This window comes from Streptomyces sp. NPDC093600, from assembly GCF_044764755.1.
Taxonomy (GTDB): Bacteria; Actinomycetota; Actinomycetes; order Streptomycetales; family Streptomycetaceae; genus Streptomyces.
Genome location: NZ_JBIWIU010000001.1, coordinates 139786 through 163602 on the forward strand (window position 1 = coordinate 139786; position 23817 = coordinate 163602).

The 23817-nt window shown below is 71.3% G+C and carries 22 protein-coding genes; 17 read left to right on the plus strand and 5 right to left on the minus strand.

All coding sequences use genetic code 11. The features are described from left to right. Positions 1–44 precede the first annotated feature (44 nt). A complete protein-coding gene (locus ACIRB4_RS00720; RefSeq protein WP_403287617.1) occupies positions 45–341 on the plus strand; it encodes a DUF4031 domain-containing protein in 297 nt (98 codons plus the stop codon). On the opposite strand, the gene ACIRB4_RS00725 is transcribed toward ACIRB4_RS00720, so the two are convergent. The 4 genes from ACIRB4_RS00725 to ACIRB4_RS00740 all read right to left on the minus strand — a co-directional run bounded on the left by ACIRB4_RS00725 (position 329) and on the right by ACIRB4_RS00740 (position 5186). Then, positions 329–3166 (minus strand): hypothetical protein, encoded by a 2838-nt coding sequence (locus ACIRB4_RS00725; RefSeq protein WP_403287618.1) that lies wholly within the window; start codon positions 3164–3166, stop codon positions 329–331. The genes ACIRB4_RS00720 and ACIRB4_RS00725 overlap by 13 nt on opposite strands. A gap of 122 nt (positions 3167–3288) precedes the next feature. Further along, positions 3289–4521, minus strand: coding sequence for a Cmx/CmrA family chloramphenicol efflux MFS transporter (locus ACIRB4_RS00730; RefSeq protein ID WP_403288626.1), 1233 nt, complete (start codon positions 4519–4521; stop codon positions 3289–3291). A 279-nt stretch (positions 4522–4800) separates the two neighbouring features. Next, positions 4801–5016, minus strand: a complete 216-nt coding sequence (locus tag ACIRB4_RS00735) for a hypothetical protein (protein ID WP_403287620.1) — start codon at positions 5014–5016, stop codon at positions 4801–4803. Beyond that, positions 5013–5186 carry a hypothetical protein gene (locus tag ACIRB4_RS00740; protein WP_403287621.1) on the minus strand — a complete coding sequence of 58 codons (174 nt, stop codon included), beginning with the start codon at positions 5184–5186 and terminating at the stop codon, positions 5013–5015. The genes ACIRB4_RS00735 and ACIRB4_RS00740 overlap by 4 nt, the downstream gene beginning before the upstream one ends. Before the next feature lie 347 nt (positions 5187–5533). On the opposite strand from ACIRB4_RS00740, the gene ACIRB4_RS00745 reads away from it, so the two are divergent. Further along, positions 5534–5803, plus strand: a complete 270-nt coding sequence (locus tag ACIRB4_RS00745; protein ID WP_403287622.1) for a GntR family transcriptional regulator — start codon at positions 5534–5536, stop codon at positions 5801–5803. Positions 5804–6260: 457 nt separating this feature from the next. Here ACIRB4_RS00745 and ACIRB4_RS00750 read toward each other — a convergent pair whose 3' ends face one another. After that, positions 6261–6923 (minus strand): hypothetical protein, encoded by a 663-nt coding sequence (locus ACIRB4_RS00750; RefSeq protein ID WP_403287623.1) that lies wholly within the window; start codon positions 6921–6923, stop codon positions 6261–6263. Positions 6924–7064: 141 nt separating this feature from the next. Here ACIRB4_RS00750 and ACIRB4_RS00755 point away from each other — a divergent pair, with 141 nt between their 5' ends. The 15 genes from ACIRB4_RS00755 (at position 7065) to ACIRB4_RS00825 (ending at position 23809) form a co-directional block, all read left to right on the plus strand. Beyond that, positions 7065–8501 (plus strand): MFS transporter, encoded by a 1437-nt coding sequence (locus ACIRB4_RS00755; RefSeq protein WP_403287624.1) that lies wholly within the window; start codon positions 7065–7067, stop codon positions 8499–8501. Positions 8502–8616: 115 nt separating this feature from the next. Then, a complete protein-coding gene (locus ACIRB4_RS00760) occupies positions 8617–9852 on the plus strand; it encodes a trans-sulfuration enzyme family protein (RefSeq protein ID WP_403287625.1) in 1236 nt (411 codons plus the stop codon). Positions 9853–9926: 74 nt separating this feature from the next. Next, positions 9927–10463, plus strand: coding sequence for a MaoC family dehydratase (locus ACIRB4_RS00765; RefSeq protein WP_403287627.1), 537 nt, complete (start codon positions 9927–9929; stop codon positions 10461–10463). Positions 10464–10564: 101 nt separating this feature from the next. Then, on the plus strand, positions 10565–11407 hold the full coding sequence (locus ACIRB4_RS00770; protein ID WP_403287628.1) for a class I SAM-dependent methyltransferase: 843 nt from the start codon (positions 10565–10567) through the stop codon (positions 11405–11407). Then, complete coding sequence (locus ACIRB4_RS00775) at positions 11404–12447, plus strand: class I SAM-dependent methyltransferase (RefSeq protein ID WP_403287629.1); 1044 nt, start codon at positions 11404–11406, stop codon at positions 12445–12447. Before ACIRB4_RS00770 ends, ACIRB4_RS00775 begins: the two co-directional genes overlap by 4 nt. A 199-nt stretch (positions 12448–12646) precedes the next feature. After that, complete coding sequence (locus ACIRB4_RS00780) at positions 12647–13540, plus strand: diiron oxygenase (protein ID WP_403287630.1); 894 nt, start codon at positions 12647–12649, stop codon at positions 13538–13540. A gap of 49 nt (positions 13541–13589) precedes the next feature. Continuing rightward, positions 13590–14477, plus strand: a complete 888-nt coding sequence (locus tag ACIRB4_RS00785; RefSeq protein WP_403287631.1) for a hypothetical protein — start codon at positions 13590–13592, stop codon at positions 14475–14477. A gap of 1 nt (position 14478) precedes the next feature. Then, positions 14479–14928: a holo-ACP synthase gene (gene acpS / locus ACIRB4_RS00790; RefSeq protein WP_403287632.1), complete on the plus strand. Its 450-nt coding sequence runs from the start codon at positions 14479–14481 to the stop codon at positions 14926–14928. Between the two features lie 11 nt (positions 14929–14939). Further along, complete coding sequence (locus ACIRB4_RS00795) at positions 14940–15197, plus strand: phosphopantetheine-binding protein (protein WP_403287634.1); 258 nt, start codon at positions 14940–14942, stop codon at positions 15195–15197. Then, the gene (gene metK, locus ACIRB4_RS00800; protein WP_403287635.1) at positions 15194–16414 is read left to right on the plus strand and encodes a methionine adenosyltransferase; all 1221 of its coding nucleotides are present in this window, start codon (positions 15194–15196) and stop codon (positions 16412–16414) included. Before ACIRB4_RS00795 ends, metK begins: the two co-directional genes overlap by 4 nt. 2 nt (positions 16415–16416) lie before the next feature. Continuing rightward, positions 16417–17400, plus strand: a complete 984-nt coding sequence (locus ACIRB4_RS00805) for a carbohydrate kinase family protein (protein ID WP_403287636.1) — start codon at positions 16417–16419, stop codon at positions 17398–17400. Continuing rightward, positions 17397–20870 (plus strand): methionine synthase, encoded by a 3474-nt coding sequence (metH, locus tag ACIRB4_RS00810; RefSeq protein ID WP_403287637.1) that lies wholly within the window; start codon positions 17397–17399, stop codon positions 20868–20870. The genes ACIRB4_RS00805 and metH overlap by 4 nt, the downstream gene beginning before the upstream one ends. Continuing rightward, a complete protein-coding gene (gene metF, locus ACIRB4_RS00815; RefSeq protein ID WP_403287638.1) occupies positions 20867–21739 on the plus strand; it encodes a methylenetetrahydrofolate reductase [NAD(P)H] in 873 nt (290 codons plus the stop codon). Before metH ends, metF begins: the two co-directional genes overlap by 4 nt. Next, a complete protein-coding gene (gene ahcY, locus ACIRB4_RS00820; protein WP_403287639.1) occupies positions 21732–23147 on the plus strand; it encodes an adenosylhomocysteinase in 1416 nt (471 codons plus the stop codon). Before metF ends, ahcY begins: the two co-directional genes overlap by 8 nt. Then, positions 23147–23809 carry a maleylpyruvate isomerase family mycothiol-dependent enzyme gene (locus ACIRB4_RS00825; RefSeq protein WP_403287640.1) on the plus strand — a complete coding sequence of 221 codons (663 nt, stop codon included), beginning with the start codon at positions 23147–23149 and terminating at the stop codon, positions 23807–23809. Before ahcY ends, ACIRB4_RS00825 begins: the two co-directional genes overlap by 1 nt. Positions 23810–23817: the final 8 nt, after the last annotated feature.

The window sequence follows — 23817 nt, forward strand, 5'->3', positions numbered from 1 at the left end:
GAGGGCGCGCGGGATGGCGGCGCTCGGCGCGGTGAGGGGCTGACATGGCCCTGTACATCGATCCGCCGACCTGGCCGGGCCACGGGCGCATGTGGTCGCACCTCGTCAGCGATGTCTCGCACGAGGAGCTCCACGCCTTCGCCGCCTCGATCGGCGCCCCGCCCCGCGCCTTCGAACGCGACCACTACGACATCCCGTCGGACCGGTACGCGGACGCGGTGGCGGCGGGCGCGATCGAGGTCGGCTCCAAGGAGCTCGTACGAAGGATCACGGAGGCGGGACTGCGCCGGCCGAAGGGCCGGCCGGCGCCTGGGGAGAGCCTCCCGCGCTACGACGTGTAGTAACCGGCCACGTCCGCGAGGAGGTCGACCGTCCCCGCCCGGTTGTAGAAGCTGACCTTTCCGTTGACGACGGGTACGACGACGAGGTTGGGGATCGTCTGGCCCGCGGTGAAGTTGAGGTTGGACGCGCTGGTACGGGTGGTGCCGTTCGGGTAGACCGAGACGAAGCTGCCCGCCGTCGGGGCGGTGGCGGTGACGTTGAGGACGACGGCGGTGACGCCGGTCGCCGGGATGCCCGCCCTGCCCGTCACCTGGAGGGTGACGGTGCCGGCGGGGCCGACCTTGGCCTTGGGGACGCCGAGACCGCTACGGGTGTCCATGAGCCGGGTGGGCGTGATCGGCTGGTACGTGGAGCCGGTGCCGTCGGTCGTGTAGTAACCGGCGACGTCGGCGAGGAGGTCGACCGACCCCGCGTGGTTGTAGAAGCTGACCTTGCCGTTGACGACGGGGACGACCACCAGGTTCGGGATGGTCTTACCGGCCGTGAAGTTGAGGTTGGACGCGCTCGTGCGGGTGGTGCCGTTCGGGTAGACCGAGACGAAGCTGCCCGCCGTCGGGCCGGTGGCCGTGACGTTGAGGACGACGGCGGTGACCCCGGTCGCCGGGATGCCCGCCCTGCCCGTCACCTGGAGGGTGACGGTGCCGGCGGGGCCGACCTTGGCCTTGGGGACGCCGAGACCGCTACGGGTGTCCATGAGCCGGGTGGGCGTGATCGGCTGGTACGTGGAGCCGGTGCCGTCCGTCGTGTAGTAACCGGCCACGTCGGCGAGGAGGTCGACCGATCCGGCGCGGTTGTAGAAGCTGACCTTGCCGTTGACGACCGGTACGACGACGAGGTTGGGGATCGTCTGACCCGCCGTGAAGTTGAGGTTGGACGCGCTCGTGCGGGTCGTCCCGTCCGGGTAGACCGAGACGAAGCTGCCCGCCGTCGGGGCGGTGGCGGTGACGTTGAGAACGACGGCGGTGACCCCGGCCGTCGGGATGCCCGCCTTGCCCGTCACCTGGAGGGTGACGGTGCCGCCCGGGCCCACCTTGCCCTTGGGGACGCCGAGCCCGCTGCGGGTGTCCATCAGCCGGGTCGGGGTGATCGGCTTGTACCTGCCGAGACCGGTCGCGGGCGGAGTCACCGTCAGCGAGCCGCTCGGGTACTCCCGTCCGTACGCGAGGACGCTGACGCTCCACGTGCCGGCCGGGGCCTTGCGCAGGTCCACCGTCGCCTTCAGGGTCCGGGCGTCCTCGGAGACCGAGACGGTGGTGGCCGTCAGCGGCGCGGGGCCGCCGGACAGCCGGACCGTGGTGCCCATGGAGAGCGCGGTGCCCCGCACGGTGAGCGTCGCGACCGTACCGCTCTGGGCGCTGGTCGGGGTCACCGCGCCGACCGACGCGTCCTCGGCGCCACACGGCTGGTTGGTGCAGGTGAGCTTGGCGCTGTACGCGGTCCGGTCGGTGGCCTCCGGCAGGGAGAGCACGAAGAGGCTCTGGCCGTCGGCCTGGTGGGTGGAGCCGGTGAGGCGCTGCCCCTGGCTGCCGTAGAGCGCGGGCTCCGCGGTGGACGTGCCGCCGTCGGTGGCCGTGACATGGGCCGTGAACCGGTCACCGGCCACGGTCGGCAGTACCGCGCACGCGGCGGTGCGCTCCTCGGAGAGCGTGCCGGTCACCGGGCCGTACCCGGTGGCGACCGAGCTGGTGACCCTGGGGCACTCGGGCGCGAGCCCGGCGGCGGTGGCGACCCGCCAGGCGTCGAGGCGGTACGACTCCGGGAGGGTCCAGTCCTCCGGCGCCTGCGTGACGACCTGGTAGCTGGTGGAGCCGGTGACCTCGCACGCGTGCGCCTCGAGCCAGCACTGGGTGTCGCCCTGGTCGTTCATGACGAGGGTGTGGGTGACGTTCCCCGTGTCGCGTGCGTTGACGACCAGCCGGTCCGTCGCCGCGTCGGTGGTGATGCGGTGGCAGCGCAGCGTGCCGTTCTCGCCCGAGGATGCCTGGACGGCAGGGGCACCGATGGCGGTCGCGGCGGAGGCGGCGCAGCCCTGGGCCGCGGCGGTCACGTCGCGGTGGACGAGAGTGTGCGTGGCGGGCGCGTTCTGGCCTTCGAGGAGGACGGTGTACGCCTTGCCCTCGGCGAGCTTGCAGCTGCTGAGGATGTCCGTGCGCAGCTGCTGGCCGGGCATGGGGTGGGTGTAGCAGGACTGCGGGCCGTTGCCGTCGGTGTCGACCAGGCGGACCACCCAGTCCGGGAACAGGTCCCGCTCGTCCGGGAAGGCGTACCGGAACCGGAACAGCTCCGCGGTGGAGTGCGCGTCGGCCGGGATGGTCAGGCAGTGCGAGAAGACGCCGTCGCCGGTCTCCAGCCGTACGGCGGCGGTGTCGTCGGCGAAGGAACCGGCGGGCAGCACCGGGCAGTCGGCCTGCGGTGTGTCCGTACGGACGAAGTGGACGCCGTACGAGCCGGTCGCCGCGGAGTCGGTGGCGCGGACCGTCGCGCGGAACGGCGCCGCGCCGGTGAGGGCGCACGAACCGTTGGAGAGCGCGCTCTCCGTGCACTGCGCGGTGCCGTTCGCGTCGGCGACGGCGACGGCGACGGCGATCCCCTCACCGCCGCGCGAGGTCAGCGCGGCGATCCGGGCGCCCTGCGGGCTGGGCAGCTCCAGGCAGGCGGTCTGGCCGGGAGCGGTGAACTCACCCGCGTACCGGCCCTCGGAGACGGCCGCGCACTCCTCGGCGGCGAGCTGCTCGGCGGCGGGCCGCGTGGTGGCGGTCTGCGCGGTGGCGGACCCGACCGGGAGCAGGAGCGTGCCGAGGACGGCGAAGAGACAGGTGAGCACGGTGGATACGGAGCGTCTTCCGGACGCCGATGCCGTTGGCATGAACCCCCCAAGGGTGTGTGCGACGGATGATCGTCGCACACATCCCGACATGCGGATCCGGGCGCATAGGGGGTGACGGGTCAGTCCACGCGGGCCATGCTCGTCGCCGCCGTGCTCTCGGTGCCCTCCGTGCTCGGTGCCGAGGAGGCGACGATGTGGCTGCTGCCGGTACGCCTGCTCAGGCGGAGGGCCAGTGCGACCGTCGCCAGGGCCACGGCCGTCATCGCCGCGCCCGCCCACGCCGTCGCCGCGAAGCCCAGGTCCGCGTCGATGACCGTGCCGCCGAGCCAGGGGCCGCCGGTGTTGCCCAGGTTGAAGGCGGCGGTGGTGGTGGCGCCCGCGAGCGTCGGGGCGGCGCCGGCCAGGTTGAACATGCGGGCGTTGAGGGCCGGGGCGGTGTAGAAGGCCGAGACGCCCAGCAGGAAGGCGAGCAGGACCGTGGCGACCGGGCTGGAGGCGAAGAGGGCCAGGGCGACCAGGAAGAGCGTCGAGGCGGTGATGCCGCTGAGCAGCACCCCGAAGAGGTGCGCGTCGGCGACGCGGCCGCCGATGTACGTACCGATCAGCGCGCCGATGCCGAAGAGGCCGAGGATGCCGGAGACCCAGCGGGTGTCGATGCCGGCGACGTCGGTGATCACCGGGGCGAGGTACGAGAAGGCGCAGAAGACGCCGCCCGCGGCGAGCGCGGTGATCACGACGGAGAGCAGCACCTGCCGGTCGCGGTAGATCACCAGCTCCCGCTTGAGACGGGGCTTGGTCTCCGGCAGGGGGATGTGCGGGATACGGGTCACGACGCCGACGAGCGCGACGGCGGAGGCGGCGCCGACCGCCCAGAACGCGGAACGCCAGCCGAGGTGCTCCCCGAGGAAGGCGCCCGCGGGCACCCCGAGGACGTTGGCGATCGACAGACCGCCGATCATGACCGCCATCGCCTTGGCGCGGGCGCCGACCGGCACCATGGCGATGGCCACGGCCGCTCCGACGGCCCAGAACCCGGCGCACGCGAGGGCGCTCACGACGCGGGAGGCGAAGAGCACGGCGTAGTTGGGGGCGAGCGCTCCGGCGACCTGGCCGAGACCGAAGACGGTGATCAGGGCGACGAGGGTGGTCTTGCGGGGGAGCCGAAGGGTGGCGACGGCGAGCAGGGGTGCGCCGATGACCATGCCGATGGCGAAGGCGGATATGAGCAGCCCCGCGCGGGGGATGGAGACGTTCATGTCGTCGGCGATGGGCGGCAGCAGCCCGGACAGCATGAACTCGCTCGTCCCGAGCGCGAAGACGGAGAGGCCGAGGATGTAGACGGCCAGGGGCATACGGGCGGGTGCGGGCGTGGGTGACGTGGGCTCGGCGGCGAGTGACGGCATGACATGGGTCAACAGGTTGTTTATGCCTGACATTCCCCTCGGGGCCGCTGTTTCGCTATGCGGGACGGCGAGATGCGGGACGGCAAGACGGGGCCTGTGCGAAGGGGTGCGGTGAGTGCGCCAGGCGCCCGGGCGGGGCTGTCACGCTCCCGCGCGGGCGCCTGGAGACCGCGGTCCGCAGATGCCGCACAGCGGCGGGCCCGGCATCCGCGGTGCCGCAGCGCAGCACTATGACGTGTGCCCGCCGCCTCCTTGGAGAAGGTCGAGCACATCGGGCGGCGGCGGGAAGTGCGGCGCGCACTCCGGGCACGCGTAGACGTTCCAGCCGGGCCCGGAGTTCTGGTGCACCTCGCCGACGAGTACGGGTGTGTCCGTGATGTGGCCGCAGCGCACGCACATGCGCACGGGCTTGCGCGGTGGTGCGCTGGGCGTCTTCTCGCTCACCAGGCCACCCCTGCTCCATGCACGTCCCGGCTGTCCAGGTCGATGCCGAAGTCCGCCGCCATGACCAGGCTGAGGCGCCGCCACCGCTGACGGGCGCGTTCCTCCTGCCGCTCGCACTCGACCAGGTACGGGCGGATGAGAGCCGTGCCCTCCCCGTCGATCCTCTCCACGAGCCCGTACGGGGATCGGGGCCGCGCGATCTGTCCGCGAGCCTGCACCTGCCGGGCGTGGGCGCGGGTCGGGCGGGCGCCTTGCGTCCGCCGGACGGAAGCGGGGGTGACGGGCGCAGCGCCTGCGCGACGCCGCCCGGAACCAGGCGCCAGTACGCCTGGCAACCAGGCGACCAGCGCGGCGATAAGGTCTCGCATAGCCGAAGCTCCGTTCTTCGGTCAGCCCCTGGGGAGCGGCCCTTGCCCGGCCGCCCTGGGGGCGTTTCTGTGTCGGGCGCCACTCTAACCGTAGTTATCCACGGTTATCTACGGATGCGCAGAAACCTGTGGTCACCCACGCTGATTCCATGGACCTTGATCGCACCCGGCCGCTGTGGAGACAGATCGCAGCGGAGATCATCCGACGCATCGAGGATGGGGCCTACCCGCCCGGAAGTCGTGTGCCGTCCACTCTGGAGATCGCCCAGGAGTTCGGCGTGGTGAACGCGACAGCGGCGAAAGCGATGCGGCACGTACGGGAACAAGGCTGGACGCGGGGTGAGGTCGGGCTGGGAACGTTCGTCGTCGACCCTCTGCCGTCCGGTACTGCCGCCGAAGGTGACGAGCCCGCCCACTGACCGAGGCGCCCGGATCTGGACGTACGGCTCGGTCAGGGCCCGCCTGCGCGCGCGGCCGCCCGGCCTCGCCCACGCCGATGCCCATCTCCCGGACGGCGGCCCGACTCTCTGGCAGATGCGGCGCGGGCCGGGCGCCCTTTGGCTCGGGCACCGGCGCGCTTGTGGTTCGCCCGACCCGCCCATTCCACCCACCGGCAGTGACCAGCGGGGCATGAAGCCCCACCGCCCACCGGCCGTCAGTCGCTGAGCACAGCCCGGCCGCCCCACACCACTACCGCGCAGTTCTGACCCGCAGACGCTGTACGGAGCCGGGCACGAACAAAGCGGGTGCGCCTGGCCCTCCCACCCCCCGGCCGCCCTCCGAGTGTGGGCCACCCCGACCGGCCGCCCCGGGTACGCCCGATGCCGTGACCTGGCCGTCTCCGTCAAGTTGCCGCCCCGCCCCGCCCCGCCCCGCCTACGCCCCCAGCCCCTCCAACTCCGCCACCACGTTCCGCCGCGCCCTCGCCTCCCACGTCGCCGCTCCGTACGGCGTCCGGTACAGCGCCGGCAGGGCCAGCAGTTGGCGCAGGACCGTCGCGCGGCCCTCGCGGAAGGCGTCGTCCGGGACGAAGGCGTACTCCTCGCGGACCGCGGCCGCATACCCCTCGTAGGTATCCGGGTCGGTCGCCAGGATCGCGAGGTCGGCGTCGCAGAGGATCTCGCCGTTGGTGTCGCCGGGGGCCGGGTCGTGGGTGGTGGTGAGGCGGACCAGGCGGGCCACCTCCGTCACGTCGCGGGCCGGGAGGCCCGCCTCCGTGAGGGCCTTCTCGGCCAGGGCCGCCGAGCGTTCCTCGTTCTCCGAGCGCTCGGGGCGGTAGACCGCGTCGTGGAACCAGGCGGCCAGCCGGACCAGCTCCAACTCCGCGCCCGCCGAAGGGATTTCATCGATGCGGTCGAGGACCGCCCGCAGGTGGTCGACCGTGTGGTACCTGCGCTGCGGCTCGGCCCAGCGGGCGAGCAGGTTCCGGCCGTACGGAGCCGGGTCCGGGCCCTCGCGGCCCGCCCTGGCGGCCAGCAGCGTCGAGGTCCAGCGGTCGAGGAGGTCCTGCTCCCGCTCGTGTTCTTCGTAGGCGGTCATGCAGCGCATTGTGCCGCCCGCGCCCCGGAAGGCCGCCTTCCAAGCCGCTCCTCATCCCGCCCTTACATACCCCCCACGGGTATGCTACGGTGCTCCGCGAAGGTACCCCCTAGGGGTATGTGCGAGAGAAGGAGCAGGGCAATGTCAACCGTCAATCCCCGGCGCTGGTGGGCACTTGTCGTGCTCGCCGCCGCCCAGTTCATGGTCATCATGGACACCTCGATCATCGGCGTCGCTCTCCCCGAGATGCAGAAGGACCTCGGCTTCTCGCAGAGCGAGCTCCAGTGGATCTTCAACGCCTACGTCATCGTCTTCGGCGGGCTGCTGCTCCTCGGCGGACGCCTCTCCGACCTCGTCGGCGCGCGCAAGATCTTCGTCTCCGGCTGGGCCGTCATGATCGTCGGCTCGGTCCTCGCCGCCGCCGCGCAGACCGCCTGGGTCGAGATCGTCGGCCGCGCCGTCCAGGGCGTCGGCGGTGCGCTCATCGCGCCCTCCGCCATGACGCTGCTGATGATGCTCTTCATGCACGACCCGAAGGAGCTCGGCAAGGCGATGGCGCTCTACGGCGCCGCGGCCCCCGCCGGCGGCACCGCGGGCGTGTTCCTCGGCGGCGTGTTCACCGAGTGGATGAGCTGGCAGTGGGTCTTCATCATCTACATCCCGATCGGCCTCGCCACCCTCGCCGCCACCAAGCTGCTCCCGAACGTCGAGTCCCGCCGCGGCTCCGTCGACGTCCTGGGCGCCGTCGCCGTCACCGCCGGTCTCGCGCTCGCCGTCTTCGCCGTAGTCCGCGCCCCCGAGGTCGGCTGGGGCTCCACCGGCACCGTCCTCCAGCTGGCCGGCGCCGCCGTGCTGCTCATCCTCTTCTTCGTGATCCAGAAGGCCGTCCGCGAGCCGCTCATGCCGCTCAGCGTCTGGCGGGTCCCGCGCCTGGGCTCGGCCAACCTGGCCATGACGCTGCTCGGCGCCGCCTGGATCCCGATGTGGTACTTCCTCAACCTCTACCTGCAGCAGGTGCTGAACTACGGCGCCTTCGAGTCCGGTGCCGCGCTGCTCCCGATGACCGTCCTGCTGATGATCTTCATGACGGCCATCACCGCCCGCCTCATGGGCCGGTTCGGCGCCAAGCCGCTCGTCGCGGGCGGACTGCTGGTCCTCGCGGCCGGTCTGGTCTGGCTGGCGGCCGTCCCGCCGACCGGCACCTTCCTCGTCGACGTCCTGCCGGCCTCGCTCGTCGCCGCGCTCGGCATGTCCCTCGCCTACATCCCGGCGATGATCGCCGCCATGTCCGGCGCCCCGCAGGAGCAGGCCGGTCTCGCCTCCGGCATCGTCAACACCACCTACAACGTCGGCTCGGCGCTCGGCCTCGCCGCGCTGACCGCCGTCGCCATGTCGCAGGGCGCCGACCAGCTCGGCGACCTGCCCGCCCTCACCGACGGCTTCTCGGCCGCCTTCATCGGCGCCGCGATCATCGCCGCGGTCGGCGGGGTCGTCACGCTCCTCGTGATGAAGAGCGACAAGGCCCTCCTGGCCGACCCGGCAGCCCCCGCCCCGCAGGCCGACAAGGTCTCCGTGTGACGCACGCGGTGCGTTCACCGTGCTCGCCCAGGGGCCGCCCGACGTCCACGACGGACGTCGGGCGGCCCCTTCTCCGTCATTCGGCACATCTCCGCATCTTGGAAAGGGAGTCGGCATGCGAGATCCACACGACATCAGTACGCGGGCCGTCCACGTCGTCAACGAGCCGCCCGACCCCGGCAGCCGGCCGCTGTCGGTGCCGCTCGTGCAGTCGTCGGCCTTCGCCTTCGACTCGGCCGACGCGCTCGCCGAGGCCATGGCGGGGCCCGACGGCCGGTACGTCTACAGCCGCCGCGGCAATCCGACCGTACGCGCCCTGGAGAAGACCCTCGCCGGGCTTGAGGGCGGCGACTCGGCCATCGCCTTCGCGTCCGGCATGGGCGCGATCAGCGGAGTGCTGCTCGCCCTGCTGCGCCCCGGCGACCACGTCGTCGCGCAGCGGTGCCTGTACGGCGGGACCTACGCGGTCCTCTCCGATCTGGCCGAGCGGTACGGGATCGAGGTCAGCCATGTCTCCGGCGACGACGCCGCCGAGTTCGAGGAGGCCGCGCGGAAGCCCCGCACCCGGCTCTTGGTGATGGAGACGATCGCCAATCCGACCGGCCAGGTGCCCGACCTGCCCGGGATGCTCGCAGCCGCCCGCCGGCTCGGGATCACCAGCGTGGTCGACAACTCGCTCGCCTCGCCCGTGCTGTGCCGGCCGCTGGAGCTCGGCGCCGACATCGTCGTCCACTCCACCACCAAGTACCTCTCCGGCCACTCCGACGTCCTCGGCGGCGCGGCCGTCTTCGCGGACGGGGAGCTGCGCCGGGCGGTGTGGCCGCGCACGGTCGAACTCGGCGCCTGCGCCGACCCGTTCGCCGCCTGGCTGACCCTGCGCGGGATCGCGACGCTGCCGCTGCGGATGCGGGAACACTGCGCCAACGCCGCCGTCCTCGCCGAACGGCTCGCCGCCCGCCCGGACGTGTCCGCCGTCCACTACCCGTGGCTCGCCGGCCACCCCTCGTACGGAACGGCCCGCACGGTGCTCTCCGGGGGCGGCGGGCTGCTCTCCTTCGAGCTGGCGGGGGGCCGGGAGGCGGGCCGGGCGTTCATCGAGCGGGTGCGGATCGCCCGGCTCGCGCTCTCCCTGGGTGGTGTGGAGACGCTGGTGACCCATCCCGCGTCCACCTCGCACCGCGAGCTCGACGCGGACGCGCTCGCCGCGGCCGGCATCGGCGCCGGTCTGGTGCGGGTGTCCGTCGGCATCGAGGGGGTGGAGGACCTGTGGAGCGACTTCGAGCGCGCGCTCGGTGCCGGCGGGGGTGAACGGCCGGGCGGCTGGGGGCATATGAGTCTTCTTTTGGGTTGACAAAATAAACGAGCCATTCGTAGATTGGGTGATGCCAGGGAACGACCACTTTTTCAGGTCAAGGGGGGCGCGCGATGCGCTACTTCGAGGACTTCCGGCCCGGCGATGTCCATGAACTGGGCACCGTCACCGTCACCGCGGAGGAGGTGCTGGAGTTCGGCAGGCGCTTCGATCCGCAGCCCTTCCACACGGACCCCGACCTCGCGGCCCGCTCGCAGTTCGGCGGGCTTATCGCGAGCGGCTTCCACACGCAGGCGATGTTCATGCGGCGCTATGTGGACGGCCTGCTCGCCTACAGCGCCTGCATGGGATCGCCCGGGATCGACGAGGTCCGCTATCTGCGCCCCGTACGCCCCGGGGACGTCCTCACCGCCCGGGTGGAGATCCTTGGCTCCACCCCGTCGCCGTTCAACCCCGCCACCGGCACCGTCAAACCGCGGTGCACGCTGGTGGCCGCCGACGGGACGGCCGTGTTCAGCATGATCCTGCACAGCATCTTCCGACGGCGCCCCGCCGGTTCCGACGCCGGCCATCTGTCGTCGATGCCCGCGGCCGAGGACCCCGTCGCGTGCGCCCGTACGAAGAGCCGCGCACCGGTCGCGAGCGCCTGACACACCAGACGCCCGGCTGAACACGGCCGTCCGAACACGGCCGTCCAAAGGCTGAACACGGCCGTCCGAATCTCCGACACCCGAACGAAGGGGGACCTCCTGTGGAGGCCGTATCCCGCACCGCCCAGTGGACCGCCGCCGCGCGCGCCCTGGAGACCGAGCGCGAGGACCGGCTGTTCGCCGATCCCTACGCGCGCACCGTAGCCGACACGATCGGCTTCGAACTGCTCGAGCGCTACGCCGGGGGCGGCACCGTGCCGTTCCTCGCCATCCGCACCACCTACCTGGACCGGGCCGTCGTCAAGGCGGTGGAGGAGCGCGGCATCCGCCAGGTGGTCTTCCTCGCCGCCGGCATGGACACCCGCTTCTACCGGCTGCCGTGGCCCGACGGCGTCACCGTCTACGAGCTCGACCGCCCGGCCCTCCTGGAGGCCAAGGCGGAGATGCTCGGCCAGGAACCGGCGCCCGCCGGCCGTACCCGGATCACCGTCCCGGTCGACCTCACCCAGGACTGGACCGGCCCGCTGAAGGAGGCCGGATGGAAGAGCGACGAGCCCGTCCTGTGGGTGGTGGAGGGACTGCTGTTCTTCCTCCCGGAGGACGCCGTACGGACCCTCCTCTCGACGCTGTCCGCACACGCCGCGCCCGGCTCCGTGCTGCTCGGCGACGTCATCTCCAGGGCCGCCCTGGAGAACCCGCTCGCCCGGCCGTTCCTGAACGCCCTGCGCGAGGACGGCAACCCGTGGCTCTTCGGGACCGAGGAGCCCGAGGCGCTGCTCGCCGCCTGCGGCTGGGACGTGCGCGAGGTCAGGCAGCCCGGTGAGGACGGCGCCGACTTCGGCCGCTGGCCGTACCCGGTCCCGCCGCGCACCGTCCCGCGCGTGCCCCGCTCCTTCCTGTTCACCTGTGACCTGCCGACGTACGAGGGGGACAAGGCCGCATGAGCGCCCACGACTTCCACCAGAAGGTCATCACCGACGCCGGTGCGGCCGTCCGCGGTCTGACCGTCGCCCTCGGCGAGCGGCTCGGCCTCTACAAGTGCCTCGCCGAGAACGGTCCGCTCACCGCCGCGGAGCTGGCGCGCAGGACCGGCACCGACGAGCGGTACATCGAGGAGTGGCTGCACGCCCAGCTCTCCGCCGGTTACGTCGAGCGCCATCCGAGCGCCGCGACGTACACCCTGCCCGCCGACCACGTCGAGGTGCTCGCGGACCCGAAGGCCGTCACCTTCGCCGCCGGGTTCTTCACCGCGCTCAAGGCGCTGTACGCCACCGAGGACCTGCTCGTCGACGCCTACCGCACCGGCGACGGCGTCGGCTGGGCCGAGCACGACGCGGCCCTCGACACGGGCATGGGCTCCTTCTTCCAGCCCACGTACGAGCACAAGCTCGTCCCGGACTGGCTGCCCGCCCTCCACGACGTCACCGGCAAGCTCGCCGCCGGCGGCACCGTCGCGGACGTCGGCTGCGGTGTCGGCCACACCACCCTGCTGATCGCCAGGGCGTTCCCGCAGGCCACCGTCCACGGCTTCGACTACTCGGAGGAGGCCATCGCCATCGCCCGGCAGCTCGCCGAGGAGGCCGGCCTGACCGACCGGGTCGTCTTCGAGGTCGCCTCCGCCGACGACTACCCCGGCACCGGCTACGACCTGGTGTGCTTCTTCAACGCCCTGCACGACATGGGCGATCCGGTGGCCGCCGCCCAGCACGTCCACAAGTCGCTGGACGCCGACGGCACCTGGATGCTCGTCGAGTCGAACGTCTCACCGGACGACATCGACACGAACACGCCCGCCGCCCGCATGTTCATGGCCCTGTCGGCCGTGATGTGCCTGCCCGTGGCGGTCGCCCAGCGCGGCCCGCACGCGCTCGGCAACCACTCCGGCGAGAAGGCGTTCCGCGCGATCGCGGAGGAGGCCGGCTTCACCCGCTGGCGCCGCGCCACCGAGACCCCGGTCAACGCGGTCTACGAAGTCCGGCCCTGAAGGCCCCAGGTCCCGCACCCCGAGTGCCTTCCCGTCCGCCCCGTGCGCCTGAGGGCGAGTGAGCCGAAGGGCGCCGCGGGCGTCGAAAGGAAGAACGCGCTCAGGTCCCGAGGAACGAGGGACCGAGCACGTTCGCCCGTCGACGCACGCACAAGGCGCCCGGAGGCGAACCGAGCCCCAAAGAAAAGAGGAGTTCGTCATGGGCGTCGCCGCCCCCCTGCCCGTCACCGATCGGTTCATGGAAGTCCTGGAGCGGCTCAGTTCCCGCTCCATCGAGGAGTACTACAACCCCTACCAGCAGTTCGACTGGCCCGAGAAGCTGGAGGAGAAACAGCTCTGGATGACGCCCGAACTGCTCACCGTGTACGGCACCCCGTACTACGACGAGCTGGGTGAGGAAACCATTCAGCGCCTCTCCAAGTGGGAGTCCATCAACTTCTACAGCCTCAACGTGCACGGCATCCGCGAGCTGCTCATCGAGGTCGTCGGCCGGATCCACATGCCCGGCTTCGAGGTGCCCTCGGACTTCTTCCACCACTTCATCGGTGAGGAGAACGAGCACATGTGGTTCTTCGCCGAGTTCTGCCGCCGCTACGGCGACAAGATCTACGGCTCCACCGCGATGCGCGCCGACTCCGCCTGGGAGCCGGAGGTGGAGAACTTCCTTGTCTTCGCCCGGATCCTGTTCTTCGAGGAGCTGGTGGACCACTACAACACGCGGATGGCGCAGGACGACTCCCTGTGCCACACCATCCGCGAGGTCAACCGCATCCACCACCAGGACGAGTCCCGCCACATCGCCTTCGGCCGCGAACTGGTCTCCCTGCTCTTCGCCCGGATGCGGGAGGCGGTGCCCGCCGAGCGTGTGGCGGAGGTGGAGACGTATCTCAAGCGGTACGTCGTCTTCAGCATCAACTCGCTGTACAACCCGCATGTGTACCGGGACGCCGGCATCGCGGACCCGCTGGCCCTGCGCAACGCGCTGGTGGCCGACGAGCGCCGCCGCCCGTACGAGCGCAAGGCGATCCGCAAGCCGCTCGCCTTCTTCCTGAAGACCGGGATCTTCTCGGACGACGTCCTGCCCGTCGTCTGAGCCCGGATCGGCAGATCATCCGAGAGATCACCCGAGAGGTGAATCCACCATGACCGTGACGACCCCCGCGAGCGCCGGGGAGACGAGGGGCCTGCCGTCTCTCGGCCCCGAGGCGACCGCGCTGCTGCGGCTCCTCGACGACACCTTCGAGAGCTGGGGCGTGTCCGCGGGCGCCCGCCCGATGACCATGCCCCCGCTGCTGCCGGCCGCCGACCTGGCCCGGCTCGACTACTACGACAACTTCCCCCACCAGGCCGTCGTCGCCGCCCCGCTCGACCTGGAGCGCCGCGAGACCTCGTCCTTCTGTTCCGACACCGGCTGCTTTCCGTGCGACGCGCTGCAACCCGCCGCGCTCGGACTGCCCTCGGCGTCCTGCTACGCCGTCTACCTGGACCATCAGGGCCGGCGGGTCGCCGACGACACCCTGGTGACCGTCTGCTCCTGGTGCTTCCGCAAGGAGACCCACTACGAAGGCATGCGGCGCCAGCTCGGCTTCCGTATGCGCGAGATCGTCGCCATCGGGGCGCGCGAGCACGCCGAGACGCATCTGACGGACTTCACCGCCCGCGTCCAGGCCTTCGCGGAGGCGCTCGACCTTCCGCTGCGCAGGGAGGCGGCCTGCGACCCGTTCTTCGACAAGGGCGGTTCCAAGGCGCTGCTGCAGCGGCTCACGCCGGTGAAGTACGAGTTCCTGTACGAGGATCTGGCGATCGCGTCGGTCAACACCCACCGCAACTTCTTCGGCGAGCGCTGCGACATCACGCTCGCGTCGAGCGGCGGGCCCGCGTTCACCAGCTGCGTGGCCTTCGGCCTGGAGCGCTGGCTGTCCGCGCTGACCCGCCGGCACGGCGACTGGGAGGCGGCGACGCAGGCGGTCCTCGACGCGAACGCCCGCATGCGGGCCGACGCGAGCGTGGCGGCCGGGCCGGTGATCTGACGTGCCGGCCCGTCCCGTCGCCCCGCCGGCGGGCGGCCTGGGCTGGGCGAACCTCGGCATGGACATCGTGTCCGTCAACCGTGTCCGCAGGCTTCTCACCGAGTACGGCGAGACGTTCTTCGAGCGGATGCTCACCCCCGGCGAACTCGCCGACTGCCGTACCTCCTCCGGGCTCGACCTCCTGAGCCTGTGCGGGCGGATCGCGGCCAAGGAAGCGGCTTTCAAGACCCTCCGGGTCAGGGGCAGGTTCCTGCCCTGGCCGGACATCGTCGTACGGCGCTCCGAAGGCGGCTGGCCGCTGGTGGAGCTGCACCGGTCGGCCGCCGAGATGGCCGCCGAGTCCGGGATCACCGAGATCACCGTGTCCATCAGCCACGACGTGGACTACGCGGTCGCGGTGGCCGCACCGATCATCGTCGCGCCCCCCACCCCTTCCGTACACCATCACTAAGGAGTCCCACCATGGCCGACGGCCTGCAGCAGGTGAAGAACTGGATCCTCGAGCGTCACCCGGAGCGCGACGACATCGCGGCCGACCTGGACCTGATCGAGAACCGGCTCATCGACTCGCTGTCCTTCGTCGAGTTCGTCTTCCTGCTGGAGCAGGAGAGCGGACAGTCGATCCAGATGGAGACCCTCGAGGTCGACTCCATCCGGACGCTGGCCGCGATCGAGTCCCACTTCTTCGCCGGCGCGCGTGCGGAGGTGGGCCAGGCATGAGCCGGCGCCTGTTCACCTCGGAGTCGGTGACCGAGGGCCACCCCGACAAGATCGCCGACCGGATCAGCGACACCATCCTCGACGCGCTGCTGGCCGAGGACCCGTCGTCGCGGGTGGCGGTGGAGACCCTGCTCACCACGGGTCTCGTCCATGTCGCCGGCGAGGTGACCACCACCGCGTACGCCCCGATAGCGAAGCTGGTGCGCGAGGCGATCCTCGACATCGGCTACGACTCGTCCGCCAAGGGCTTCGACGGCGCCTCCTGCGGGGTGTCGGTGTCCATCGGCGCCCAGTCGCCGGACATCGCCCAGGGGGTCGACACGGCGTACGAGAACCGGGTCGAGGGCGGCTCGGACGAGCTGGACGCGCAGGGAGCGGGCGACCAGGGCCTGATGTTCGGCTACGCCTGCGACGACACCACCGAGCTGATGCCGCTGCCGATCGCGCTGGCCCACCGGCTGGCGCGGCGGCTGACGGAGGTCCGCAAGAACGGGACGGTCCCGTATCTGCGGCCCGACGGCAAGACGCAGGTCACCATCGAGTACGACGGCGACCGGCCGGTCCGGCTGGACACGGTGGTGGTGTCGTCCCAGCACGCCGCCGACATCAGCGTCGAAGGTCTGCTGGCGCCGGACATCCGGGAGTTCGTCGTCGAGGCGGAGCTGAAGGCGCTCGCCGAGGAGGGCGTCAACCTGGAGAGCGACGGCTACCGGCTGCTCGTGAACCCGACCGGGCGCTTCGAGGTCGGCGGCCCGATGGGCGACGCCGGACTCACCGGCCGGAAGATCATCATCGACACGTACGGCGGCATGGCCCGCCACGGCGGCGGCGCGTTCTCCGGCAAGGACCCGTCCAAGGTCGACCGCAGCGCCGCCTACGCGATGCGCTGGGTCGCCAAGAACGTCGTGGCGGCCGGGCTCGCCCGGCGGTGCGAGGTGCAGGTCGCGTACGCGATCGGCAGGGCGGAGCCGGTCGGTCTGTTCGTGGAGACCTTCGGCACGGGCACTCTGTCCGACGAGGCGATCCAGGACGCCGTGTCGAGCGTGTTCGACCTGCGGCCGGCGGCGATCATCCGCGACCTGGACCTGAAGCGGCCGATCTACGCCCGGACTTCGGCGTACGGCCACTTCGGCCGCGAGCTCCCCGACTTCACCTGGGAGCGCACGGACCGGGTGGAGGCCCTGAAGAAGGCCGCGCAAAAGGACGAAGGGGTCTGAGAATGCGTATCGCTGTCACGGGATCCATCGCGACCGACCATCTGATGACCTTCCCCGGCTGGTTCACCGAGCAGCTGCTCGCGGACCGGCTGGACCGGGTCTCCCTGTCGTTCCTCGCCGACAACCTGGAGGTCAGGCGCGGTGGAGTGGCAGCGAACATCGCTTTCGGACTCAGCGTGCTCGGCCTGCGCCCGGTGCTCGTGGGTGCGGTCGGCTCCGACTTCGAGCCGTACCGGGTCTGGCTGAAGGACCACGGTGTGGACACCGACTCGGTGCGGGTCAGCGAGTCGCTCCACACCGCCCGGTTCGTCTGCACCACCGACCGGGCGCAGAACCAGATCGCCACCTTCTACGCCGGGGCGATGGCGGAGGCCCGCGAGATCGACCTGCGGGACGTCGTCGCCCGGACCGGGCGCCTGGAGCTGGTCCTGGTCTCCCCGGACGACCCGGAGGCGATGCTGCGGCACACCCGCGTCTGCCGCGACCTGGGTGTCCCGTTCGCCGCCGACCCGTCGCAGCAGCTGGCGCGGCTCGGCCGGGACGAGGTGCGGGAGCTGGTGGACGGCGCGCGCTGGCTGTTCACCAACGAGTACGAGACGGCGCTCCTCCTGGAGAGGTCGGGCTGGTCGGAGGCGGAAGTCCTGCGCCGGGTCGGCACCTGGCTCACCACGCACGGCGAGGCCGGTGTCCGGGTGCGCGGCCAAGGCCGGGAGCCGCTGGCCGTGCCGGCGGTCCGGGTGCCGGGGGTCGTCGACCCGACCGGGGTCGGGGACGCCTTCCGGGCCGGGTTCCTCGCCGGGACGCTGTGGGGCGTGCCGGAGCGGTGTGCGGCGCAGCTGGGCTGCGCGGTCGCGGCGACCGTACTCGACTACGTGGGGACGCAGGAGTACCGGCTGCACCGGGACCCGCTCCTCGACCGGATCAGGACGACGTACGGGGTCGGGTGCACGGCCTCGCTGGTGACCCATCTGAGAGGACTGTCATGAGGCGGTCGGCGCGGGGTTCGCTGCGCGACGAGTTCGCCACCCGGGTCGTGGTGGCCGACGGGGCGATGGGCACGATGCTCCAGGCCGCCGACCCGACGATGGACGACTTCCAGAACCTGGAGGGCTGCAACGAGATCCTGAACGTCACGCGCCCGGACATCGTCGCCTCCGTCCACGACGCCTACTTCGCCGTCGGCGTGGACTGCGTCGAGACGAACACCTTCGGGGCCAATCTGGCGGCGCTCGCCGAGTACGGCATCGAGAACCGGGTGTACGACCTGTCGGAGGCCGGCGCCCGGATCGCCCGGAGCTCCGCCGACGCCCACACGGCGCGGGACGGCCGGCCCCGCTGGGTCCTCGGCTCCATGGGCCCCGGCACCAAGCTGCCGACGCTCGGCCACACCACGTACGAGCCGCTGCGGGACGCCTACCAGCAGAACGCCGAGGGGCTGATCCGGGGCGGCGCCGACGCCCTGCTGATCGAGACCTCGCAGGACCTGCTCCAGACCAAGGCGGCCGTCGTCGGCGCCCGCCGGGCCCTGGAGTGGTGCGGGCTCGACCTGCCGCTGATCGTGCAGGTGACCGTGGAGACCACGGGCACGATGCTGCTGGGTTCGGAGATCGGGGCGGCGCTCACCGCCCTGGAGCCGCTCGGCATCGACATGATCGGGCTCAACTGCGCCACCGGCCCGGCGGAGATGGCCGAGCACCTGCGGTACCTGTCGCAGCACGCCCGTGTGCCGCTGTCCGTCATGCCCAACGCCGGTCTGCCCGTGCTGACGTCGGACGGCGCCCACTACCCGCTGTCCCCGGCCGAACTCGCGGACGCCCAGGAGCGTTTCGTACGGGAGTACGGCCCGGCGCTCGTCGGCGGCTGCTGCGGTACGACCCCGGAGCATCTGCGCCGGATCGTGGAGCGCGTCCGGGGAGCGGCCGTGCCGGCCCGCGCGCCGGTCACCGAACCGGGCGCCTCCTCGCTGTACAGCCATGTCCCCTTCCGCCAGGACACGTCGTACCTGGCGATCGGTGAGCGGACCAACGCCAACGGTTCGAAGAGGTTCCGCGAGGCCATGCTGGAGGGCCGCTGGGACGACTGCGTCGAGATGGCCCGCGACCAGATCCGCGAGGGCGCGCACATGCTCGACCTGTGTGTGGACTATGTCGGCCGCGACGGCGTCGCGGACATGGCCGAGCTGGCCGGGCGGTTCGCGACCGCCTCCACGCTGCCGATCGTCCTGGACTCGACGGAGATCGCCGTGCTGCGGGCCGGCCTGGAGAAGCTCGGCGGGCGGGCTGTCATCAACTCCGTCAACTACGAGGACGGGGACGGGCCGGAGTCGCGGTTCGCACGCGTCACGGCGTTGGCGAAGGAGCACGGGGCGGCGCTGATGGCGCTGACGATCGACGAGGAGGGCCAGGCCCGTACGGTCGAGCACAAGGTCGCCGTCGCCGAGCGGATCATCGCCGATCTGACGGAGAAGTGGGGGATCAGGGAGTCGGACATCCTCATCGACACGCTGACCTTCACCATCTGCACCGGGCAGGAGGAGTCCCGGCGGGACGGCATCCACACCATCGAGGCCATCCGCGAGCTCAAGCGGCGCCACCCGGACGTCCAGACCACGCTGGGCCTGTCCAACATCTCCTTCGGCCTCAACCCGGCGGCGCGGATCGTGCTGAACTCCGTCTTCCTCGACGAGTGCGTGAAGGCGGGGCTCGACTCGGCGATCGTGCACGCGTCGAAGATCCTGCCCATCGCCCGCCTGGAGCCCGAGCAGGTCCAGGTGGCGCTCGATCTGATCCACGACCGGCGCTCCGAGGGCTACGACCCGCTGCAACGCTTCCTGGAGATGTTCGAGGGCGCGACGGCCACGTCCCTGCGGGCCGGGAAGGCCGAGGAACTCCTCGCGCTGCCGCTGGAGGAGCGCCTCAAGCGCCGGATCGTCGACGGCGAGAAGAACGGCCTGGAGGCGGATCTCGATGCCGCGCTGGCCGGGCGTCCCGCCCTGGAGATCGTCAACGACATCCTGCTGGACGGGATGAAGACGGTCGGTGAGCTGTTCGGCTCCGGGCAGATGCAGCTGCCGTTCGTGCTCCAGTCCGCCGAGGTGATGAAGACGGCCGTGGCGTACCTCGAACCGCACATGGAGAAGGTCGAGGGCGACGAGGGCAAGGGCACGATCGTCCTGGCGACCGTCCGGGGCGATGTCCACGACATCGGCAAGAACCTCGTGGACATCATCCTGTCCAACAACGGCTACAACGTGGTCAACCTGGGCATCAAGCAGCCGGTCTCCGCGATCCTGGAGGCGGCCGAGGAGCACCGCGCCGACGTCATCGGCATGTCGGGCCTGCTGGTCAAGTCCACGGTGATCATGAAGGAGAACCTGGAGGAGCTGAACCAGCGCGGCCTGGCCGCCGACTTCCCCGTCATCCTCGGCGGCGCCGCCCTGACCCGGGCCTACGTCGAGCAGGACCTCCACGAGATCTACCAGGGCGAGGTGCGCTACGCCCGCGACGCGTTCGAGGGCCTGCGGCTCATGGACGCGCTCATGGGGATCAAGCGGGGCGTGCCCGGGGCCGTACTGCCGGAGCTGAAGCAGCGGCGGGTGCCCAGGCGGGAGACGCCGCTGCTTGAGGTGCGCGAGCCCGAACCGGCCGGCCGCTCGGACGTGGCCGCCGACAATCCGGTCCCCGAGCCGCCGTTCCTCGGCACCCGGGTCGTCAAGGGCATCCAGCTCGCCGAGTACGCCTCCTGGCTCGACGAGGGCGCCCTGTTCAAGGGGCAGTGGGGCCTGAAGGACACCGGGACCATCGAGTCGGAGGGCCGCGCGCGGCTGCGCGGCTGGCTGGACCGGATCCAGACCGGCCGGCTCCTCGAAGCGGCCGTCGTCCACGGCTACTTCCCCTGCGTGTCCAAGGGCGACGACCTGATCATCCTGGACGAGGGCGGGGGCGAGCGGACCCGCTTCACCTTCCCGCGCCAGCAGCGCGGCCGGCGCCTCTGCCTGGCCGACTTCTTCCGCGCCGAGAACGCGGGGGAGGTGGACGTGGTCGGCCTCCAGGTCGTCACGGTCGGCTCCCGGATCGGCGAGGAGACCGCGAAGCTCTTCGCCGCCGACCGGTACCGCGACTACCTCGAACTGCACGGCCTGTCCGTGCAGCTGGCCGAGGCGCTCGCCGAGTACTGGCACGCGAGGGTCCGCCAGGAGTGGGGCATCGCAGGCGCCTCGGAGCCGTCGGGCATCGAGGGCATGCTGCGCACCGAGTACCAGGGCTGCCGGTACTCGCTCGGCTATCCGGCCTGCCCGAACCTGGAGGACCGGGCGAAGATCGCCGAGCTGCTGCGGCCCGAGCGGATCGGCGTGGAGCTGTCGGAGGAGTACCAGCTGCATCCGGAGCAGTCGACGGACGCGATCGTCGTCCACCACCCGGAGGCGAGCTACTTCAACGCGGGAGGTCGACGGTGAGCGCCGGCGGGGGCCCCACCTTCTCGTTCGAGTTCTTCCCGCCGAAGAGCGAGCGCGGGGAGCGCACGCTGTGGGACGCGATCCGGCGGGTGGAGGCGCTGCGCCCGGACTTCGTGTCCGTGACGTACGGCGCCGGCGGCTCGTCCCGCGACCGGACCATCGACGTCACCAAGCGGATCGTGGCCGAGACGACCCTGCGGCCGGTGGCGCATCTGACGGCGGTCGGGCACTCGGTGGCGGAGCTGCGCGCCATCGTCGGCGCGTACGCGGACGCGGGGGTACGGGACGTGCTCGTGCTGCGCGGCGACCCGCCGGGCGATCCGCGCGGCGCGTGGACCCCGCACCCGGAGGGCTTCACGTACGCCTATGAACTGATCGATCTGGTGCGGTCGTTGGGCGACTTCCGGATCGGGGTGGCGGCCTTTCCCGAGGGCCACCCCCGGTCGTCGGATCCGGCGAGCGACCTCGCGCACTTCGTGGCGAAGTGCCGGGCCGGTGCCGACTACGCCATCACGCAGATGTTCTTCGACGTGGAGGATTATCTGCGGCTGCGGGACCGGGTGGCGGCGGCCGGCTGCGACACCCCGATCATCCCGGAGATCATGCCGGCCACGGACGTCCGCCAGATCCGCCGGTTCGCCGAGCTGAGCGACGCCGCGTTCCCGGAGGACCTGGCGCACCGGCTGGAGGCGGCCAGGGACGACCCGGCGGCGGCGTACCGGACCGGCGTCGAGTACGCGACGGCGATGGGCCTGCGGCTGCTCGACGAAGGGGCGCCGGGCCTGCACTACATCACGCTGAACAAGTCCACGGCGGCACTGGAAATCCACCGAACGATTCAAGCTTCGAGGAGCGTTGCCCATGTCTGAGTCCATGCCTGAGTTCACGGACTACAAGGTCGCCGACCTGTCCCTGGCCGCCTTCGGCCGCAAGGAGATCACGCTGGCCGAGCACGAGATGCCGGGCCTGATGTCGATCCGCCGCGAGTACGCCGAGCAGCAGCCCCTCGCCGGCGCCCGGATCACGGGCTCCCTGCACATGACCGTGCAGACGGCCGTCCTCATCGAGACCCTGGTCGCCCTCGGCGCCGAGGTGCGGTGGGTGTCCTGCAACATCTACTCCACGCAGGACCACGCGGCCGCGGCGATCGCCGCCGCCGGTATCCCGGTGTTCGCCTGGAAGGGCGAGACGCTGGAGGAGTACTGGTGGTGTACGGAGCAGGCCCTGACCTGGCCGGACGCCGTGGGGCCGAACATGATCCTGGACGACGGAGGTGACGCCACCCTCCTCGTCCACAAGGGTGTGGAGTACCAGAAGGCGGGGGCGGTCCCGGACCCGTCGACGGCGGACGACGACGAACTGCGGTGCGTCCTTGAGCTGTTGGGCCGGTCGTCCCTGGACTGGACGGCGCTGGCGTCCGAGATCCGCGGTGTCACCGAGGAGACCACCACCGGCGTCCACCGCCTGTACGAGATGCACCGCGAGGGCCGGCTGCTGTTCCCGGCGATCAATGTGAACGACGCCGTGACGAAGTCGAAGTTCGACAACAAGTACGGCTGCCGTCACTCGCTGATCGACGGCATCAACCGCGCCACCGACGTCCTCATCGGGGGCAAGACCGCGGTGGTGTGCGGTTACGGCGATGTCGGCAAGGGCTGTGCGGAGTCGCTGCGCGGCCAGGGTGCGCGGGTGATCGTGACGGAGATCGATCCGATCTGCGCGCTGCAGGCGGCGATGGACGGCTACCAGGTGGCGACGCTGAACGATGTGGTGGAGACGGCGGACATCTTCATCACCACGACCGGCAACAAGGACATCATCATGGCGTCGGACATCGCCAGGATGAAGCACCAGGCCATCGTCGGCAACATCGGCCACTTCGACAACGAGATCGACATGGCCGGCCTGGCCGCGATCCCGGGTGTGGTGAAGGACGAGGTCAAGCCGCAGGTCCACACGTGGACGTTCAGGGATGGCAAGGTCGTGATCGTGCTGTCGGAGGGCCGGCTGCTGAACCTGGGCAACGCGACGGGTCATCCCTCGTTCGTGATGTCGAACTCGTTCGCGGACCAGACGCTGGCGCAGATCGAGCTGTTCACGAAGCCGGAGCAGTACCCGACCGACGTCTACGTGCTCCCGAAGCACCTGGATGAGAAGGTCGCCCGTCTGCACCTCGACGCGCTGGGCGTGAACCTCACGACCCTGCGCCCGGAGCAGGCCGCGTACATCGGTGTCCCGGTCGAGGGCCCGTACAAGCCGGACCACTACCGCTACTGATGACGTACGTACGTGATCCCTGGCTGCCGGACAGGTTGCTGCGCGCGGAACGGGACGCGCTGATGCCGCTGCTGCGGCGCACGCCGGAGGCGGCGTTCGAGTCGCGGACCGCCTGTCCGGGCTGGACGGCCCGGCAGGTGCTCGCCCACTGCGGGGCCGCGCTCGTCCGGATCGTCGAGGGCCGCCTGGAAGAGGGCGTCTTCCTGCCGGAGGCGAACGCGGCGGACGTCGCCGAGCGCGAGTCGTGGCCGCTGGGCCGGATCCTGGACGAGCTGGAGCGGGGCTTCTCCGAGGCGGGGCCCGTGATCGCGGAGACGGCGGACGGGACGCTGGACGCGGTCGCGCTGGGGGAGTGGGTCCACGCGGGCGACGTCCGGGAGGCCTTCGGCGAACCGGGCGCGTACTGCGGGGCGGCCAGCCTGGAACTGGCGCTCCCGCTGCTGGCGGTGACCAGCCGCAGACGCGAGACGCCTCGCCTGGTGGCGGCCCTTGAGGACCACCCGTCCCCGGTCGTCCTGGGCAACGAAGTCCCCGACCGCCCGCCGGCCCGCTACACGGGCGACGCGGCGACCTTGATCCGCCTCTACTCGGGCCGCCCGCTGGTGCGTACGCGGTACGAACTGTGGGGCGCGACCGAGCAGGAACTGCTCATCTACCGCTGACCGGGGGA

Excerpts from the sequence above, each read along its gene's own strand:
- ACIRB4_RS00750 (WP_403287623.1), bottom strand. The coding sequence starts at position 6,923 with ATGACCGCCTACGAAGAACACGAGCGGGAGCAGGACCTCCTCGACCGC.
- ACIRB4_RS00760 (WP_403287625.1), top strand. The coding sequence starts at position 8,617 with ATGCGAGATCCACACGACATCAGTACGCGGGCCGTCCACGTCGTCAAC.
- ACIRB4_RS00780 (WP_403287630.1), top strand. The coding sequence starts at position 12,647 with ATGGGCGTCGCCGCCCCCCTGCCCGTCACCGATCGGTTCATGGAAGTC.
- ACIRB4_RS00825 (WP_403287640.1), top strand. The coding sequence starts at position 23,147 with ATGACGTACGTACGTGATCCCTGGCTGCCGGACAGGTTGCTGCGCGCG.
- ACIRB4_RS00795 (WP_403287634.1), top strand. The coding sequence starts at position 14,940 with ATGGCCGACGGCCTGCAGCAGGTGAAGAACTGGATCCTCGAGCGTCAC.
- ACIRB4_RS00785 (WP_403287631.1), top strand. The coding sequence starts at position 13,590 with ATGACCGTGACGACCCCCGCGAGCGCCGGGGAGACGAGGGGCCTGCCG.
- metK (WP_403287635.1), top strand. The coding sequence starts at position 15,194 with ATGAGCCGGCGCCTGTTCACCTCGGAGTCGGTGACCGAGGGCCACCCC.
- ACIRB4_RS00730 (WP_403288626.1), bottom strand. The coding sequence starts at position 4,521 with ATGCCCCTGGCCGTCTACATCCTCGGCCTCTCCGTCTTCGCGCTCGGG.
- ahcY (WP_403287639.1), top strand. The coding sequence starts at position 21,732 with ATGTCTGAGTCCATGCCTGAGTTCACGGACTACAAGGTCGCCGACCTG.
- ACIRB4_RS00805 (WP_403287636.1), top strand. The coding sequence starts at position 16,417 with ATGCGTATCGCTGTCACGGGATCCATCGCGACCGACCATCTGATGACC.
- ACIRB4_RS00775 (WP_403287629.1), top strand. The coding sequence starts at position 11,404 with ATGAGCGCCCACGACTTCCACCAGAAGGTCATCACCGACGCCGGTGCG.
- ACIRB4_RS00745 (WP_403287622.1), top strand. The coding sequence starts at position 5,534 with ATGGACCTTGATCGCACCCGGCCGCTGTGGAGACAGATCGCAGCGGAG.
- metH (WP_403287637.1), top strand. The coding sequence starts at position 17,397 with ATGAGGCGGTCGGCGCGGGGTTCGCTGCGCGACGAGTTCGCCACCCGG.
- ACIRB4_RS00720 (WP_403287617.1), top strand. The coding sequence starts at position 45 with ATGGCCCTGTACATCGATCCGCCGACCTGGCCGGGCCACGGGCGCATG.
- ACIRB4_RS00755 (WP_403287624.1), top strand. The coding sequence starts at position 7,065 with ATGTCAACCGTCAATCCCCGGCGCTGGTGGGCACTTGTCGTGCTCGCC.
- ACIRB4_RS00765 (WP_403287627.1), top strand. The coding sequence starts at position 9,927 with ATGCGCTACTTCGAGGACTTCCGGCCCGGCGATGTCCATGAACTGGGC.